This is a genomic window from Pseudomonas soli (assembly GCF_900110655.1).
Taxonomy (GTDB): domain Bacteria; phylum Pseudomonadota; class Gammaproteobacteria; order Pseudomonadales; family Pseudomonadaceae; genus Aquipseudomonas; species Aquipseudomonas soli.
The window spans coordinates 29,701-45,067 of sequence record NZ_FOEQ01000018.1 but is presented as its reverse complement, the minus strand read 5'-3'; the positions used below and the strand labels follow the sequence as shown (position 1 = coordinate 45,067).

The following is a 15,367-nucleotide window of genomic DNA, read 5'->3' as shown; positions in this document are numbered from 1 at the left end:
TTAGAAGAATGTCCCCACCACCAGTTGCAGGTAGGCCCCGCTATCCCGGCCACCCAACTGCACGCCGCCATCCTGCGCGCTGCGCTGCGGGGTGTAGAACCCCACCAGCGGGCTGATCAGCCAATGCTCGTCGACCATCCACTCCACATACAGGTCCACCTCGCGCCCACCCAGGTTGCCCTGGTCGGTGCTGAGCGGGTCGAAGTCGAAGTACAGCGCGCCCACGGTCAACCCCTCCCGTGGCGTGGCCTTGAGCGCCACATGGTGCACCTGGGTATTGCTGTTGAATGGCCCGGCGTAGTTGGCCGCCACCTCGCCCTGGAACCAGGTGCCATAGCCCCGGCTCAGGCCATAGAACAGCGGGTCGAAGTGCTCCGAGAAGCGGCTGTAGCGGTAGGTGGCGGTGGGCGACCAGGGCAGTCCGGAGAAGGTCCAGTTGCCCTCCAGGTACCAGGCATTCTCGCGCCCGTCGGTGCGGTCCTGGGTGACATACTCGGCGGCCAGTTCGAGGTCTTTCACTCCCAGGTTGCCACGCCCGCGCAGGCTCACCGTGTCCATGCCGTCGCGGTGTTCCAGGCCAAGGATCTCGGCATAGCGGCGGTCGACATCCAGGCCGCGGATCCAGCTCAGGCCCAGGGTGCCCGCGTCGGCGACATGCTCGAGGTTGGCCACCGCCATGGAGGTGTCGGCCTGGAACGGGTTGTCGGACTTGAGCCACATCAGGTCGCCGCGCCAACCCTGCTTGCCGCCCAGACGCAACACGGCGGTGCGGTCGAACGCCTTGCGCGCCGCCAGGTAGTAGGCGCCGCCACGGTCGAAATCGGCGCCCAGGTCGACGTTGCCGGCATTGACCGGGTCGCCCTGGATCAGGAAACCGTCGCCGAGGGTGATGACCTGGCGCCCGCCGGAGAGATCGATGCCGTCTTCGCCAAGCGCCGGAAACAGGGTACCCGAGCGCCATCCAAGGTAAGCGTCCTCGATGCCGGTGCGACGTTCGTCACCGAGCGTGAAACCCGCGGCGTCGCCATCGCCCCAGGTGGCCGAACTGAGCAGGCTGAAGGCGCCGTAAAGCGTGCCGTTGCCGGTCAGCGCCTGGCTGGCGCTCAGGCCGTATTTGACGTAGCCCTCGCGCCAGTTGCTGCTACCGGCCTGGCGGTTGCCGAACTGGTCGAAGCTTTCGTCGCTGTGGAACACGCCGAACAGCGCTTCGAGGTTGGCGTCCAGGGTGGTGCCGGCGTGGTTGTAGAGTTCTTGGGCCTGGGTGAGGGGAGAGGCCAGCAGCAGGGCCAACGTGCAGGCGAGCTTGTGCGTCATGGTGTGCTCCATGTTTTTGTTGTTTTCTGGTTTTTTCATTGCCTGGCCGGGTCACATCGCCGGTCAGGCGATGAGGCCGGCACAGGTGAATCAGAGCTTGATCAGCACCGACTTCAGCTCGGTGTAGTGCTCGATCGCCGCCGCGCCCATCTCGCGGCCGACGCCGGAGAGCTTGTAGCCACCGAACGGCAGCGCCGGGTCCAGCGCGCTGTGACAGTTCACCCACACCGACCCGGACTTGATCCGCGGAATCATCCGGTGCACCGCGGCCAGGTCGTTGGACCAGATGCTCGCGCCCAGACCGTAGGGGTTGTCGTTGGCCAGGCCCACCACCTCGTCGAGGTCGTCGAATGGCATGGCCACCAGCACCGGGCCGAAGATTTCCTCCTGCACCAGGCAGTGGCGCTGGTCGACATCGACGATCACCGTCGGCTTGACGAAGTAGCCCGGGCCGAAGCCTTCGCCGCCGCAGGCGATGGTCGCGCCCAACTCGCGACCCAGGTCAATGTAACCGGTCACCCGCTCCTGCTGCCGGGCCGAGATCAGCGGGCCCATCTGCACGCTAGGGTCCAGGCCGCTGCCCAGTTTCATCGCATTGGCGATGCCGGCGATATCGGCCACCACGTTGTCGAAGTGCTTGCGCTGCACATACAGCCGGGAGCCGGCGCAGCACACCTGGCCCTGGTTGAAGAAGATCGCCGTGGCGGCTCCGGCGGCGGCCTCCTGCAGGTTGGCGTCGGGCAGGACGATGGTCGGCGACTTGCCGCCCAGTTCGAGGGTGACGCGGGTCATGTTGTCCATGGCGGCCTTGCCGATCAGCTTGCCGACTTCGGTGGAGCCGGTGAAGGTCAGCTTGTCCACGCCCGGGTGGCGGCTCAGCGCGGCACCGGCGTTCAGCCCGGTGCCGGTGATCACGTTGAACACGCCGTCCGGATAGCCGGCCTCGCTTACCAGTTCGGCGAGCTTGAGGGCGGTCAGCGGGGTTTCGTCGGCAGGCTTGAGCACCACCGTGCAGCCGGTGGCCAGCGCCGGGCCGAGCTTCCAACAGGCCAGCAGCAGCGGGAAATTCCAGGCGACGATGGCACCGACCACGCCCACCGCCTCGCGGCGCACGAACGCGTGGAAGTCGTCATTGGGCATCAGCGGCAGCGACGGCTCGACCGTGCTGCCTTCGAGCTTGGTCGCCCAACCGGCCATGTAGCGAAGGAAGTCGATGGCCAGTTGCACGTCCATCACTTGGGCCACGGCGGCACTCTTGCCGTTGTTCAGGCATTCCAGCTCGGCCAGCTCCTGGGCATCGCGCTGCATCAGGTCGGCCAGGCGCCACAGCAGGTTCTGTCGCTCGCGCGGACGCATCCGGCTCCAGGCCGAGTGTTTGAACGCCTGGCGGGCGGCCTGCACGGCCCGGTCGACATCCTGTGCCTCGGCCGCGGGCACCTCGGCGAGGACCTCGCCACTGGCCGGGTTGCGCAAGGTCATGGTGCGGCCGCTGGCGGCGTCCTGCCAGTCGGCGCCAATGCGCATCTTCAGCTGGCGTGTGAGGAAGGCACGGGTGGCGGGCAGGATCGGCAGTTCGGAATGCATGGGGCGGTGCCTCTTGTCATGGTTGTGACCAGGGCAGGGCAATGGGCGTGCCAAGCCGTTCAACGCGTTCACAACCCTTGATACATGTGGTTTTCGCATTACATGGCATGCAGTCAGGGAGGCTTGACCTGTTGCACATTGAGACTGTGTGAGACGCAGATGAAACGGACCGCTGTGCGGGCCAATCGCCGGCAAGCCGGCTCCCACAGGCGGCGTTGCTCTCGAAGCTGGCTAGATCCCTGTGGGAGCTTGCTTGCCAGCGATGGCATGCGCAGCACGCCCCGTGTCTCAAGGTGAAACACCTCGTCGCGAAATGGCACGTTCGGCCACAGCCTGCGCTGCTGGGGTTTGCCCCTGCTCAGCGTTCAAATCGTTGATGCACAAAATATTTGCCGCAATTGGCACACTTCCTGTATCGCTACTGTCAGATGCACACCGCAGCGTGCGAATAACGATAAGAACGATACCGTGGAGGTCTGACCTTGAAGACGACTCGACTCCGGCGGCAGGCGGGCACACTGGCGCTGGTCGCCACCGCACTGCTGTCCGCCCAGGCCATGGCGGCCGAGCAGGGCCCGAGCCTGTTGCAGAACAAGTGCATGGGGTGCCATATCCCCGAAGGCAACGACAGCTACAGCCGCATCAGCCACCAGCGCAAGACCCCCGAGGGCTGGCTGATGAGCATCGCCCGCATGCAGGTGATGCATGGCCTTTCGATCAGCGACGACGACCGCCGTACCCTGGTCAAGTACCTGGCCGACAAGCAGGGCCTGGCGCCCAGCGAGACCGACGGTGTGCGCTATGCCATGGAGCGCCGGCTCAATACCGTCGAACACTTCGACGACCCGCTCAGCCAGATGTGCGGGCGTTGCCACTCCGGCGCCCGGGTCGCCCTGCAACGGCGCCCGGCCAAGGAGTGGGAGCACCTGGTCAACTTCCACCTCGGCCAATGGCCGTCCCTCGAATACCAGGCCCAGGCCCGCGACCGCGACTGGCTGGACATCGCCCTCAAGCAGATGGTGCCCGACCTGGCCAAGCGCTTCCCCCTCGACAACCCGGCCTGGGCCGAGTGGCTCAAGGCCCGGCCCGAGTCCAAGGTCCTGGCCGGGCAATGGGCGTTCAGCGGCCATATGCTGGCCAAGGGTGACGTGCGTGGGGTGATGACGGTGAGCGCCGAGCAGGGCGACACCTTCAAGGTCGAGGTCAAGGGCGCCTACGCCGACGGCACGCCGTTCAATGGCAGCGGCTCGGCGATCCTCTACAACGGCTACGAATGGCGCGGCAATGTCAAGGTCGGCGAGGCCAACCTGCGCCAGGTGTTCGCCGCCATCGACGGGCAGATGAAGGGCCGCATGTTCGAGGCCGAGCACGACGAGCGCGGCCTGGACTTCAGTGCGGCTAAGGCCGGGCAGGGGCGGCTGCTGGCGGTGCAGCCGGCGTTCATCAAGACCGGCAGCGACAGCGAGATCACCCTGGTGGGCAGTGACCTGTTCGGCAAGCCAGACCTGGGCGCGGGCGTGCAGGTGACCGAAGTGCTGGAGTCGACGCCGACCCTGATCCGGGTCAAGGCACGGGCCGCCAAGGATGCCGCCGCCGGCCCCCGCGAGGTGGCGGTGGGCGCGCTCAAGGGCGTGCAACTGGCGGTGTACGACAAGGTCGATGAGGTCAAGGTGGTGCCGGCGTTCTCCATCGCCCGCATCGGCGAGAACGGCGCCTCGGTGCCGAAGGTGCAGGGCCGCTTCGAGGCTGAAGCCTGGGGCAAGGACGCCAGTGGCCAGCCGCTGCGCATCGGCTACCTGCCGGCCACCTGGAAAGTCGAGCCGTTCAACGAACGGGCGGTCGAGGACGAGGACGTCAGGTTCGCCGGGCAGATGCAGGCCGACGGCGTGTTCGTGCCGGGCGGGGCAGGGCCCAACCCCGAGCGCAAGATGATGACCAACAACGCCGGCAACCTGAAGGTGATCGCCACCCTCGCCGACGGTGGCCAGCAGGGCGAGGGCCACATGATCGTCACTGTGCAGCGCTGGAACAATCCGCCGCTGCCATAGGCATCAACCTGACCAATTGCTTATCGGGAGGTCGCCATGGGCGCACTACTGAACCTGGTCGAACGCAACCTGCACGAAGTGCAGGTCGATGCCGACCGCATGCTGTTCCATATCCCCAGCAGTTCGCTGTTCGCCACCGACGCGGTGACCGGCGGCATCATCGACACCCTGCGCCGCCAGGGCTGCTCCGCCGAGGAGCTGCTGCTGCAGCTCGGCCAGCAGTTCGACGGCCAGGACATCGAGGAGACCCTGCGCGAGCTGATCGCCCTGGAAGTGGTCAGCGACGGCTCGCCGCTGACCCCGGAAATCGCCCTGAAACAGGTCGAGCGCACCGCGCTGAACACCGTGGTGCTCAACGTCAACACCGGCTGCAACCTCAGCTGCACGTACTGCTACAAGGAGGACCTCGACAAGCCCTCCGCCGGCAAGAAGATGAACAGCGCCACCGCCGAAGCCTCGGTGGAGATGCTGCTCAAGGAGTCGCCGAACGAGGAGCGCTACAGCGTGGTGTTCTTCGGCGGCGAGCCGCTGTCCAACCGGGCGTTGATCGAGCACATGGTGGCGTACTGCGAGCGACGCTTCGCCGAGGCGGGCAAGCAGGTCGAGTTCATCATGACCACCAATGCCACGCTGCTCACCGAAGAGATCATCGACTGGCTCGATGCCCACCGCTTCGGCCTGTCGATCAGCATCGACGGGCCCAAGACCGTGCACGACCGCAACCGCATCACCGTGGGCGGGCAGGGCACCTACGACGTGGTGCGGCGCAAGGCCGACATGCTGCTGTCGCGCTACCGCAGCCGGCCGGTGGGGGCGCGGGTGACGCTGACCCGTGGCATCACCGATGTCGAGACCATCTGGAACCACCTGTTCAACGAGATGGGCTTCGCCGAGGTGGGGTTCGCCCCGGTGACCTCCGGTGACATGGCCGACTTCAACCTCAGCGGCGACGAGCTGGTACAGGTGTTCGCCAACATGAAGGCCCTCGGCCGGCGTTATCTGGAGGCGGCGCTGGCGCACCGCAACATCGGTTTCTCCAACCTGCACCAGCTGATCACCGACATTCACGAAGGCCACAAGAAGGCCCTGCCATGCGGTGCCGGGTTGAAGATGCTGGCAGTGGACCACGAGGGCGAGTTGAACCTGTGCCACCGCTTCACCGGCTCCAGCCTGCCGACCTTCGGCAATGTGCACCAGGGCGTGAAGCAGGCGCAGCTCAACGATTTTCTCTCGCAGCGCCTGGACCGCAGCGGCACCGGCTGCGACAGCTGCCGCATCCGCAACCTGTGTTCCGGCGGTTGCTACCACGAAAGCTACGCCCGCTACGGCGACCCGCAGCATCCGACCTACCACTATTGCGAGCTGATGCGCGACTGGGTCGACTTCGGCATCGAGGTCTACAGCCGCATCATGGCCGTCAACCCGGCCTTCATCGATCGCTACATCACTCCCCGGAAGGCGCACTGACATGAAGCACCTCAAACCGCTGAACAACAAGGCGCGCATCCTCGAGCAGGCGGCCGCCGAAGATCGCGTCGAGGACGTGCTGGCGATGAGCGCCGTGGCCGGCTGCACCGCCACCACCGACCCGGGCTGGGAAGTGGACGCCTTCGGTGGCGTCAGCTCGCTGTGCCAGCCGATGGAGGCCGACCTGTACGGTTGCTCCGACCCTTGCTGGTGGCCAGCCCAGGTGCCGGACATGATGAGCACCTACCAGGACTGGAACGCCCAGGCGACCAACTCCGCCGAAGACTGGCGCAACCTCGGCACCGTATTCCCGAAAGACAAATAGAACGACAAGGGGAAACCGCATGAAACCTGGATTCTGCGCGCAACTCGCGCTCACCGTCGCCGCCACGGCCTGCGCCTGCGCGGCCCAGGCCGACGACGCAGGCAAGGCCCTGAAGGCCGGCCATGAATACCTGATCGCCACCAACTACCCGAATAACCTGCACGTGGTCGAGGTGGCCAGCGACACGCTGTACAAGACCTGCCGCATGCCCGATTCGTTCGGCCCCGGCACGGCGATGATGGCGCCGGACAACCGCACCGCCTACGTGCTCAACAACCACTTCGCCGATATCTATGGCATCGACCTGGACAGCTGCAAGACCACCTTCCACGCCAACCTGTCCAGCGTGCCGGGCGAGGTCGGCAAGGCCATGTACTCCTTCGCCATCAGCCCCGACGGCAAGGAGGTGTACGCCACGGTCAACCCCAGCCAGCGCCTGAACGACCACTATGTGGTCAAGCCGCCGCGCCTGGAGGTGTTCCGCACCGGCGACGGCCTGGATGCCAAGCCCGTGCGCAGCTTCCCGATGCCGCGCCAGGTGTACCTGATGCGCGCCGCCGACGACGGCAGTCTCTATGTGGCCGGGCCGGACATCTACAAGCTGGACGTCAACACCGGCAAATACACCGTCGCACTGCCGCTGCGCAGCTGGAACCGCCCGGGCTACAGCGCGCCGGACGTGCTGTACTTCTGGCCGCACCAGAGCTCGTTGCACGAGTTCTCGATGCTCTACACCATCGCGAAATTCAAGGACGCCAAGCAGGACCCGGCAACCGCCGAGCCGCTGTACGGCTACCTGAGTATCGACCTGAAGACCGGTAAGGCCCATACCCAGGAGTTCGCCGAGCTGACCGAGCTGTACTTCACCGGCCTGCGCTCGCCGAAGGACCCGAATCAGATGTACGGCGTGCTCAATCGCCTGGCCCGCTACGACATCGCGCAGAAGAAGCTGGTCAAGGCCGCCAACCTGGACCATACCTACTACTGCGTGACCTTCGACAAGGCCGGCGACAAGCTCTACCTGGGCGGAACGTTCAACGACCTGGCGGTGTTCGACCCCAATACACTGGAGAAGGTGGGAAACATCAAACTGCCCGGTGGCGACATGTCGACCACCACGCCGCAGGTGTTCGTTCGCTAACGCCATCGCGGGGCAAGCCCGCTCCCACGCCGACCACACTGGACCGGTGGGAGCGGGCTTGGCCCGCGATAGGGCCACGTCAGGCAAAACAAAGACACGAGACAGCCCATGCCACAGCCCAGCCACACCGTAGGCAGCAACGCCATTCCCTTGCTCAACTTGTGCATCGGCGACGCCTTCGACACCACCGTCGCCCGCTTCCCCGACCGCGAGGCGCTGATCGTCCGCCATCAGCAGTTGCGCTACACCTGGCGGCAGCTGGCCGATGCGGTCAACCAGCACGCCCGCGCGCTGATGGCCCTGGGCGTGCAGGTCGGCGACCGCTTAGGGATCTGGGCGCCCAACTGCGCCGAATGGTGCATCACCCAGTTCGCCAGCGCCAAGATCGGTGCGATCCTGGTCAACATCAACCCGGCCTACCGCAGCAGCGAACTGGAATACGCCCTGGGCCAGTCGGCCTGCCAGTGGGTGATCTGCGCCGACGCCTTCAAGACCTCTGACTACCACGCCATGCTGCTGGATCTGGTGCCCGAACTTCGCGCCTGCCGAGCGGGCGAGCTGCAAAGCGCGCGCCTGCCAGCGTTACGCGGGGTCATCAGCCTGGCGGCCACGCCACCTGGTGGCTTGCTGGCCTGGTCGGCGTTGCAGGCCCGTGCCGGTGAAACCGCCCCCGGGCAACTCGCCACGCGCCAGGCCAGCCTGCACCAGCACGCGCCGATCAACATCCAGTACACCTCCGGCACTACCGGGTTTCCCAAGGGCGCGACCCTCAGCCACCACAACATCCTCAATAACGGCTACATGGTCGGTGAAAGCCTCGGATTGACCGAGCATGACCGGCTGGTGGTACCGGTGCCGCTGTACCACTGCTTTGGCATGGTCATGGCCAACCTCGGCTGCATGACCCACGGCAGCACCCTGATCTACCCCAATGACGCCTTCGATCCGCTGCTCACCCTGCAGGCCGTGGCCGAAGAACGCGCCACTGCCCTGTACGGCGTGCCGACCATGTTCATCGCCGAACTCGACCACCCGCGTCGCCATGAATTCGACCTGTCCAGCCTGCGCACCGGGATCATGGCTGGCGCCACCTGCCCGATCGAGGTGATGCGCCGGGTGATCGACGAAATGCACATGGGCGAGGTGCAGATCGCCTACGGCATGACCGAGACCAGCCCGGTGTCGTTGCAGACCGGCGCCGCCGACGACCTGGAGCGCCGGGTGACCAGTGTTGGCCGCACCCAGCCGTGGCTGCAGAGCAAGGTGATCGACAGCGTAGGCACCACCCTGGCACGCGGCGAGATCGGCGAGCTGTGCACCCGCGGCTACAGTGTGATGCTCGGCTACTGGGACAACCCCAAGGCCACCGCCGAGAGCATCGACGCCGAGGGCTGGATGCACACCGGCGACCTGGCGGTGATGGACGAACAGGGCTACGTGTGCATCGTCGGGCGCAGCAAGGACATGATCATCCGCGGTGGCGAAAACATCTATCCGCGGGAGCTGGAGGAGTTCTTCTTCACCCACCCGGCGGTGGCCGACGTGCAGGTGATCGGCATCCCCTGCAGCCGCTATGGCGAGGAGATCGTCGCCTGGATTCGCCTGCACCCGGGGCAGGCCCTGGGCGAGGAAGAACTGCGTGAATGGGCGCGGGCGCGCATCGCGCATTTCAAGGTGCCACGCCATTTCCGCTTCGTCGATGAATTCCCCATGACGGTGACCGGCAAGGTGCAGAAGTTCAGGATGCGCGAGATCAGCATCGAGGCGCTGGCGGGCGAGCAGGGGCGGTAGACGCCCTCAGCTTCAGGCCTGGGCCCGCGCGCCATTGAGGAATAGCTGCTCCAAGGTCTGCGCGGTGTTGGCGCTGGCGGCGCGGCCGCGGCGCTCGGCATCGACCATGCCGTAGATCATGGTCATGAACATTTCGGTGAACACCGCCGCGCTGATGTCGATGCGCAGCACGCCCAGTTGCTGGGCACGCAGGAAGAACGCGTCCATGGCCTGGGTGTAGGCCTGCCAGCGCAAGTCCTCGGCGTTGTTGAGCAGAGTGTCGGGGCGGTACTGGAACATCAGGAACACCAGCATTTCGCGGTGCTTGAGGTGTTCGGCGATCAGGTGGCGAATGCCGACCAAGGGTTCGGTGCGCTCCAGGTCCGCTTCCTGGATGACCTGGTTGAGTACGTGCTCGCCGTGGTCCTCGAGCAGGTTCACCAGATTTTCGCGGGTGCCGCAGAAGCGGTGCAGGGTGGCCTTGCTGACCCCGGCGGTTTCCGCCAGCTCTTTCAAGGTGGCGCGGGGATGGACGACAATGGCATGGGCCAGCGCCTTGAGCAGGCGTTCTTCTTGGAGGGATCTGCGCATAGGGACCTCAGTCGGGGTTCGGCTGTCGGGCAGGCGAAAAGAGACGAAAGATCCATCACTGTATCATATGAGACGAATAAATCTCATGGATTGAATCATTCATCGTCGGTCAAGCCTGCTCCACCGTGGAGCGGGCTTGACCGACGATGGGTACGTCAGATCGGATAATGCTTCAGTTCACGGGCGATCAGCATGCGCTGGATCTCGCTGGACCCCTCGTATATCTGGGTGATCCGCGCATCCCGATAGTACTTCTCCACCGGGTAGTCTTCGAGGTAGCCGTAGCCGCCATGCACCTGGATCGCCATCGAGCAGACCCGCTCGGCCATCTCGGAGGCGAACAGCTTGGCCTGGGAGGCCTCCGACAGGCAAGGCTTGCCCGCGCTGCGCAGACGCGCGGCGTGCAGGATCAGCAGGCGGCTGGCGTTGATCTGCACCTGCATGTCGGCCAGCAGGTTGGCGATGCTCTGGTGCTCGTTGATCGGCTTGCCGAACTGGATGCGCTCGCGGGAGTAGGTCAGTGCCGCCTCGAAGGCTGCGCGGGCGATACCCAGGGCCTGGGCGGCGATGCCGATGCGCCCGCCTTCGAGGTTGGACAGGGCGATGGCCAGGCCCTTGCCGCGTTCGCCGAGCAGGTTGGCGGCCGGGATGCGGCAGTTGTCCAGGGTCACCGCGCAGGTGTCGGAGGCGCGGATGCCCATCTTGTGTTCGCTGCGGTCGACCTTGAACCCAGGGTTGTCGGTGGGCACCAGGAACGCCGAGAGGCCTTTCTTGCCCAGCTCCGGGTCGGTCACGGCGAAGACGATGGCCAGCTTGGCGCGGCGGGCATTGCTGACGAACTGCTTGGCGCCATTGATCACCCACTGGCCATCGACCAGTTCGGCGCGGGTGCGCAGGTTGTGGGCCTCGGAGCCGGCCTGGGGCTCGGTCAGGCAGAAGCAGCCGATCACCTCGCCGCTGGCCAGTGGCGGCAGCCAGGCCTGCTGTTGTTCGGGCGTGCCGTAGGCCAGCAACGGGCCACAGCCCACCGAGTTGTGGATGCTCATCAGCGCCCCGATGGCGCCGTCGCCGGCGGCGATCTCCTCGACTGCCAGGGCATAGGCGACGTAGTCGGTGTAGCTGCCGCCGAAGTCCTCCGGCACCACCATGCCGAGCAGGCCCAGCTCGCCCATCTTGCGTACCACGTCGTCATCGATCCAGGCGGCTTTCTCCCAGGCTTGGGCATGGGGGGCGATCTCGCCGCGGGCGAAATCGCGCGCCATGTCGCGGATCATGATCTGTTCTTCGCTCAGTTCCAGGTCTTGCATCTGTGTACTCCCGGGCTCACAGGCCTTCGAAGAATTGGTCGACGCGCTGCGCGGTGAGTTCGCCCAGGGTCGGCGGGTTCCAGCGCGGCTGCTTGTCCTTGTCGATGATCAGGGCGCGCACGCCCTCGATGATGTCGCCGTACTCGAACCACTGGCGGTCGATGTGCAGTTCCATGGCGAAACAGTCTTCCAGGCTCAGGTGGCGGCCACGGCGCAGCAGCTCCAGGGTCACGGCCATGGCCAGCGGCGAGCGGGTTTCCAGCAGGGCGGCAGTCTCCAGCGCCCACGGGTGGCTGTCGCCGATGGTCACGGCGCGCAGCTGTTCGATGATGCTGGGCAAGTCGGGCAGGGCGAAGAAGTGGTCAATCACCGGGCGCAGGCGCGCCAGCGGGGCGTCTTCGAGCACCTGGGTGCCGAGCTTGGCCAGCAGGCCCTGCAGGTCCTTGAGCGGGTGCTCGCCGAACACCAGGCGGTCCAGGCCGTCATCCAGCGCGGCCAGCCTGGCGCTGTCCAGGTACCAGTCGGCGAGGCCGCAGTACAGGGCGTCGGCGGCCTTGATTTGCGTGCCGCTGACACCCAGGTAGATGCCCAGCTCGCCGGGCACGCGGGACAGGAAGTAGCTGCCGCCGACGTCCGGGAAGTAGCCGATACCCACCTCCGGCATTCCCAGGCGGCTGCGCTCGGTGACGATGCGCAGGTCGCAGCCCTGGGCCAGGCCCATGCCGCCGCCGAGGGTGAAGCCGTCCATCAATACCAGCACCGGCTTGCGGTAGCGGTGCAGGCACAGGTCCAGGGCATACTCCTCGACGAAGAACTCCTCGTGCAGTTTTTCGCCGGCCTTGAAGCTGTCGTGCAGCGAGCGGATGTCGCCGCCGGCGCAGAAACCCTTGGGGCCCTCGCCACGCAGCATCACGGCCTGCACCTGCGGATCCTGCGCCCATTGGTCGAGGTGATGCTGCAGGCTGCGCACCATGTCCAGGGTCAGGGCGTTGAGGCCGGCGGGACGGTTGAGGGTGAGGTGGCCAATGTGGTTGCGGACCTCGGCCAGTACCTGATCCGTTGCCGAGGATTGAGCGTGCGCGGTCATCGCGGTCTCCCTGCTTTGTTATTGATTTTCCAAGTGAAGTCCTGGAGTGCGCGAGCGGATCGGTCGATCCTGTCATGCAAATTTACCTTGCACAATTGGCAAATCTGCAGGGCTGCCGTGCATTTTTGTCGTCACGCGCGCTCTTGGTCGAGGCAGCCACTGTAGCAACTACCGGTTACCTGTAGGAGCGGAGCTTGCCACGCGATGGCGTCGCTACAGGTTGAACGACGGTCGCCTCTCACCCCGAAGGGTGATAGCCGCCTCCGTCCCCCCATGAAACAATCCCGGCCAGCACTCACCCTGGCGGGGAAGACAATAATGAGCAATGCCCAGCTGAATTCGCCCGACTGGTATGCGCAGATGGCCCGTGTGGTCGACGCCATCGGCACCCCAGGCTTCGTCGAGGCACTGTTCGCCGCGCTCAACCAGCTGGCAGCGTGCCAGGCCATCACCGTGTTCCTGTATCCGCGCAAGGGCCTGCCGTCGGCGCTGTTCGCCAAGGACGACGAGGGGCCCTGGCTGCCCGAGGGCAACGTGCAGAAGTACCTCGAAGGCTACTACCTGTTGTGCCCGTTCTACCGCGCCTGCATGGACGGAGTGCCCGCCGGTTGCTATCGCCTGAGCGATGTCGCCCCCGACCACTTCAAGCGCAGCGAGTACTACACCTCGTTCTACCAGCACGCGCACCTGGAGGACGAACTCAACTACCTGGTGCCGCTGGACGCCCAACTGACCATCGCAGTGGCCCTGGGCAGTACCCGACGCCTGGGCAGTCGCCAGGTGGCCGAGCTCAAGTGCGTCGCCGCCTGGGTGGTGGCGGTGGTGCGCCGCCACTGGGGGCAGCTGGATGCCGACGCCCTGGGCGGGCGCTTCGAAAGCGCGCTGGGGCGGCAGATCAACGCCGCGCTGAACAACTTCGGCTCGTCCTTGCTCACCGAGCGTGAGTGCCATATTGCCCAGTACCTGCTGCGCGGCCATTCCACGCGTTCGCTGGCCGAGCGCCTGGGCATCAGCGAAGACACGGTCAAGACCCACCGCAAGAACCTCTACGCCAAGCTCGATATCGCCACCCAGGCCGAGCTGTTCTCGCTGTTCATCGCCTCGCTGACCCAGGCCCAGGAAGGCTTGAGCAAGGACCCGCTGGAACGCTACCTGCGACGGCGCTGACCACCGCTTCACCTCATCCAGACAACGACAATCACCGGCCCGCGTGTGGCCGGAGGGGAGACCTGCGTGCATACGAAAAGCGATTGGCTGCAGCGCGCCGCGCGGCAAAGCTTCATCACCACCGCGTTGATCGACGGACGCCCGGTGGTGGCCCGCGACGGCGCCACCTTCGCCGCCATCAACCCGGCGACCGAGCAGTGCCTGGCCCAGGTCGCCGCCTGCGCCGACAGCGAGATCGACCAGGCGGTGCGCGCCGCCCGCCGTGCCTTCGAGCATGGACCCTGGGCGCGCATGGCGCCGGCCGAGCGCAAGCGCGTGCTGCTGCGCCTGGCCGAGTTGATGCTGGCCCACCGCGAGGAACTGGCGCTGCTCGACTCGCTGAACATGGGCAAGCCGGTGATGGATGCCTACAGCATCGATGTGCCCGGCGCGGCCCAGGTGTTCGCCTGGTATGGCGAGGCGCTGGACAAGCTCTATGACCAGGTCGCGCCGACCGCCGCCAGCGCGGTGGCGATGATCAGCCGCGAGGCGTTGGGCGTGGTCGGTGCGGTGGTGCCGTGGAACTTCCCGCTGGACATGGCCGCCTGGAAGGTCGCCCCGGCGCTCGCCGCAGGTAACAGCGTGGTGCTCAAGCCCGCCGAGCAGTCGCCGTTCTCGGCCCTGCGCCTGGCCGAGCTGGCCCTGGAGGCCGGGTTGCCGGAGGGGGTGCTCAACGTGGTACCGGGCCTGGGCGAAACCGCTGGCCGGGCTTTGGGCCTGCACCCGGACGTGGACTGCCTGGTGTTCACCGGCTCCACCCAGGTGGGCAAGTACTTCATGCAGTATTCGGCGCAGTCGAACCTCAAGCAGGTGTGGCTCGAATGCGGCGGCAAGAGCCCGAACCTGGTGTTCGACGACTGCCGCGACCTCGACCTGGCGGCGCAGAAGGCCGCGTTCGGCATCTTCTTCAACCAGGGCGAGGTGTGCTCGGCCAATTCGCGGCTGTATGTGCAGCGCTCGATCCACGACGAATTCGTCGAGCGTCTGCTGCGCCAGGCCCGCGAATGGCTACCGGGCGACCCGCTGGACCCGGCCAGCCGTGCCGGCGCCATCGTCGATGCCACGCAGACCGCGCGAGTCGAGGCCGCCATCGGCCAGGCCCGGGAGCAGGGCGCGCGTCTGCGCTGCGGCGGCGAGCGCCTGAGCGTGAACGGCTCGCGCAACTTCATCACGCCGACGATCTTCAGCGACGTACGCCAGGACATGGCCCTGGCCCGCGACGAAATCTTCGGCCCGGTGCTGGCGGTCAGCGCCTTTGACGATGAGGAAGAGGCCATCGCCCTTGCCAACGACAGCGTCTATGGCCTGGCCGCGTCGGTGTGGAGCGACGATCTCAACCGCGCCCACCGCGTGGCCAGGCGGCTCAGGGCCGGCACGGTGTCGGTCAACACCGTCGACGCCCTGGACGTGACCGTGCCCTTCGGCGGCGGGCGCCAGTCCGGTTTCGGCCGCGACCTCTCGTTGCATTCGTTCGACAAGTACACCCAGCTCAAGACCACCTGGATCCAGCTGCGCTGACATTCACCC

12 protein-coding genes are annotated in these 15,367 nt (G+C 66.1%); 7 read left to right on the top strand and 5 right to left on the bottom strand.

Annotation, left to right across the window (positions count from 1 at the left end; translation table 11 throughout):
* Positions 1-1,314, bottom strand: coding sequence for an alginate export family protein (locus BMY03_RS24935; protein ID WP_094012544.1), 1,314 nt, complete (start codon positions 1,312-1,314; stop codon positions 1-3).
* Between the two features lie 90 nt (positions 1,315-1,404).
* Positions 1,405-2,898 carry an aldehyde dehydrogenase family protein gene (locus tag BMY03_RS24930; RefSeq protein ID WP_094012543.1) on the bottom strand — a complete coding sequence of 498 codons (1,494 nt, stop codon included), beginning with the start codon at positions 2,896-2,898 and terminating at the stop codon, positions 1,405-1,407.
* A gap of 482 nt (positions 2,899-3,380) precedes the next feature.
* Here BMY03_RS24930 and peaA point away from each other — a divergent pair, with 482 nt between their 5' ends.
* From peaA to BMY03_RS24905, 5 genes are all read left to right on the top strand, one after another.
* Positions 3,381-4,946, top strand: a complete 1,566-nt coding sequence (gene peaA / locus BMY03_RS24925; protein WP_094012542.1) for a quinohemoprotein amine dehydrogenase subunit alpha — start codon at positions 3,381-3,383, stop codon at positions 4,944-4,946.
* 36 nt (positions 4,947-4,982) lie between these two features.
* Entirely contained in the window at positions 4,983-6,413 is a 1,431-nt protein-coding gene (gene peaB, locus BMY03_RS24920) for a quinohemoprotein amine dehydrogenase maturation protein (protein ID WP_094012541.1), read from the top strand.
* A gap of 1 nt (position 6,414) precedes the next feature.
* On the top strand, positions 6,415-6,738 hold the full coding sequence (gene qhpC / locus BMY03_RS24915) for a quinohemoprotein amine dehydrogenase subunit gamma (protein ID WP_094012540.1): 324 nt from the start codon (positions 6,415-6,417) through the stop codon (positions 6,736-6,738).
* 19 nt (positions 6,739-6,757) lie between these two features.
* The gene (peaD, locus tag BMY03_RS24910) at positions 6,758-7,879 is read left to right on the top strand and encodes a quinohemoprotein amine dehydrogenase subunit beta (protein WP_094012539.1); all 1,122 of its coding nucleotides are present in this window, start codon (positions 6,758-6,760) and stop codon (positions 7,877-7,879) included.
* A gap of 108 nt (positions 7,880-7,987) precedes the next feature.
* Positions 7,988-9,670 carry an AMP-binding protein gene (locus BMY03_RS24905; protein ID WP_094012538.1) on the top strand — a complete coding sequence of 561 codons (1,683 nt, stop codon included), beginning with the start codon at positions 7,988-7,990 and terminating at the stop codon, positions 9,668-9,670.
* A 12-nt stretch (positions 9,671-9,682) separates the two neighbouring features.
* On the opposite strand, the gene BMY03_RS24900 is transcribed toward BMY03_RS24905, so the two are convergent.
* The 3 genes from BMY03_RS24900 to BMY03_RS24890 all read right to left on the bottom strand — a co-directional run bounded on the left by BMY03_RS24900 (position 9,683) and on the right by BMY03_RS24890 (position 12,634).
* Positions 9,683-10,240 carry a TetR/AcrR family transcriptional regulator gene (locus BMY03_RS24900; RefSeq protein ID WP_094012537.1) on the bottom strand — a complete coding sequence of 186 codons (558 nt, stop codon included), beginning with the start codon at positions 10,238-10,240 and terminating at the stop codon, positions 9,683-9,685.
* A 155-nt stretch (positions 10,241-10,395) separates the two neighbouring features.
* Positions 10,396-11,547 (bottom strand): acyl-CoA dehydrogenase family protein, encoded by a 1,152-nt coding sequence (locus BMY03_RS24895; protein WP_038706259.1) that lies wholly within the window; start codon positions 11,545-11,547, stop codon positions 10,396-10,398.
* Between the two features lie 16 nt (positions 11,548-11,563).
* A complete protein-coding gene (locus tag BMY03_RS24890; RefSeq protein ID WP_094012536.1) occupies positions 11,564-12,634 on the bottom strand; it encodes an enoyl-CoA hydratase/isomerase family protein in 1,071 nt (356 codons plus the stop codon).
* Positions 12,635-12,952: 318 nt separating this feature from the next.
* Here BMY03_RS24890 and BMY03_RS24885 point away from each other — a divergent pair, with 318 nt between their 5' ends.
* Both BMY03_RS24885 and BMY03_RS24880 read left to right on the top strand, forming a co-directional pair.
* The gene (locus BMY03_RS24885) at positions 12,953-13,801 is read left to right on the top strand and encodes a helix-turn-helix transcriptional regulator (RefSeq protein WP_094012535.1); all 849 of its coding nucleotides are present in this window, start codon (positions 12,953-12,955) and stop codon (positions 13,799-13,801) included.
* A 66-nt stretch (positions 13,802-13,867) separates the two neighbouring features.
* Positions 13,868-15,358 carry an aldehyde dehydrogenase gene (locus BMY03_RS24880; protein WP_094012534.1) on the top strand — a complete coding sequence of 497 codons (1,491 nt, stop codon included), beginning with the start codon at positions 13,868-13,870 and terminating at the stop codon, positions 15,356-15,358.
* Positions 15,359-15,367 lie beyond the last annotated feature (9 nt).

Excerpts from the sequence above, each read along its gene's own strand:
- BMY03_RS24935 (WP_094012544.1), bottom strand. The coding sequence starts at position 1,314 with ATGACGCACAAGCTCGCCTGCACGTTGGCCCTGCTGCTGGCCTCTCCC.
- BMY03_RS24930 (WP_094012543.1), bottom strand. The coding sequence starts at position 2,898 with ATGCATTCCGAACTGCCGATCCTGCCCGCCACCCGTGCCTTCCTCACA.
- peaB (WP_094012541.1), top strand. The coding sequence starts at position 4,983 with ATGGGCGCACTACTGAACCTGGTCGAACGCAACCTGCACGAAGTGCAG.
- qhpC (WP_094012540.1), top strand. The coding sequence starts at position 6,415 with ATGAAGCACCTCAAACCGCTGAACAACAAGGCGCGCATCCTCGAGCAG.
- peaD (WP_094012539.1), top strand. The coding sequence starts at position 6,758 with ATGAAACCTGGATTCTGCGCGCAACTCGCGCTCACCGTCGCCGCCACG.
- BMY03_RS24905 (WP_094012538.1), top strand. The coding sequence starts at position 7,988 with ATGCCACAGCCCAGCCACACCGTAGGCAGCAACGCCATTCCCTTGCTC.
- BMY03_RS24900 (WP_094012537.1), bottom strand. The coding sequence starts at position 10,240 with ATGCGCAGATCCCTCCAAGAAGAACGCCTGCTCAAGGCGCTGGCCCAT.
- BMY03_RS24895 (WP_038706259.1), bottom strand. The coding sequence starts at position 11,547 with ATGCAAGACCTGGAACTGAGCGAAGAACAGATCATGATCCGCGACATG.
- BMY03_RS24890 (WP_094012536.1), bottom strand. The coding sequence starts at position 12,634 with ATGACCGCGCACGCTCAATCCTCGGCAACGGATCAGGTACTGGCCGAG.
- BMY03_RS24885 (WP_094012535.1), top strand. The coding sequence starts at position 12,953 with ATGAGCAATGCCCAGCTGAATTCGCCCGACTGGTATGCGCAGATGGCC.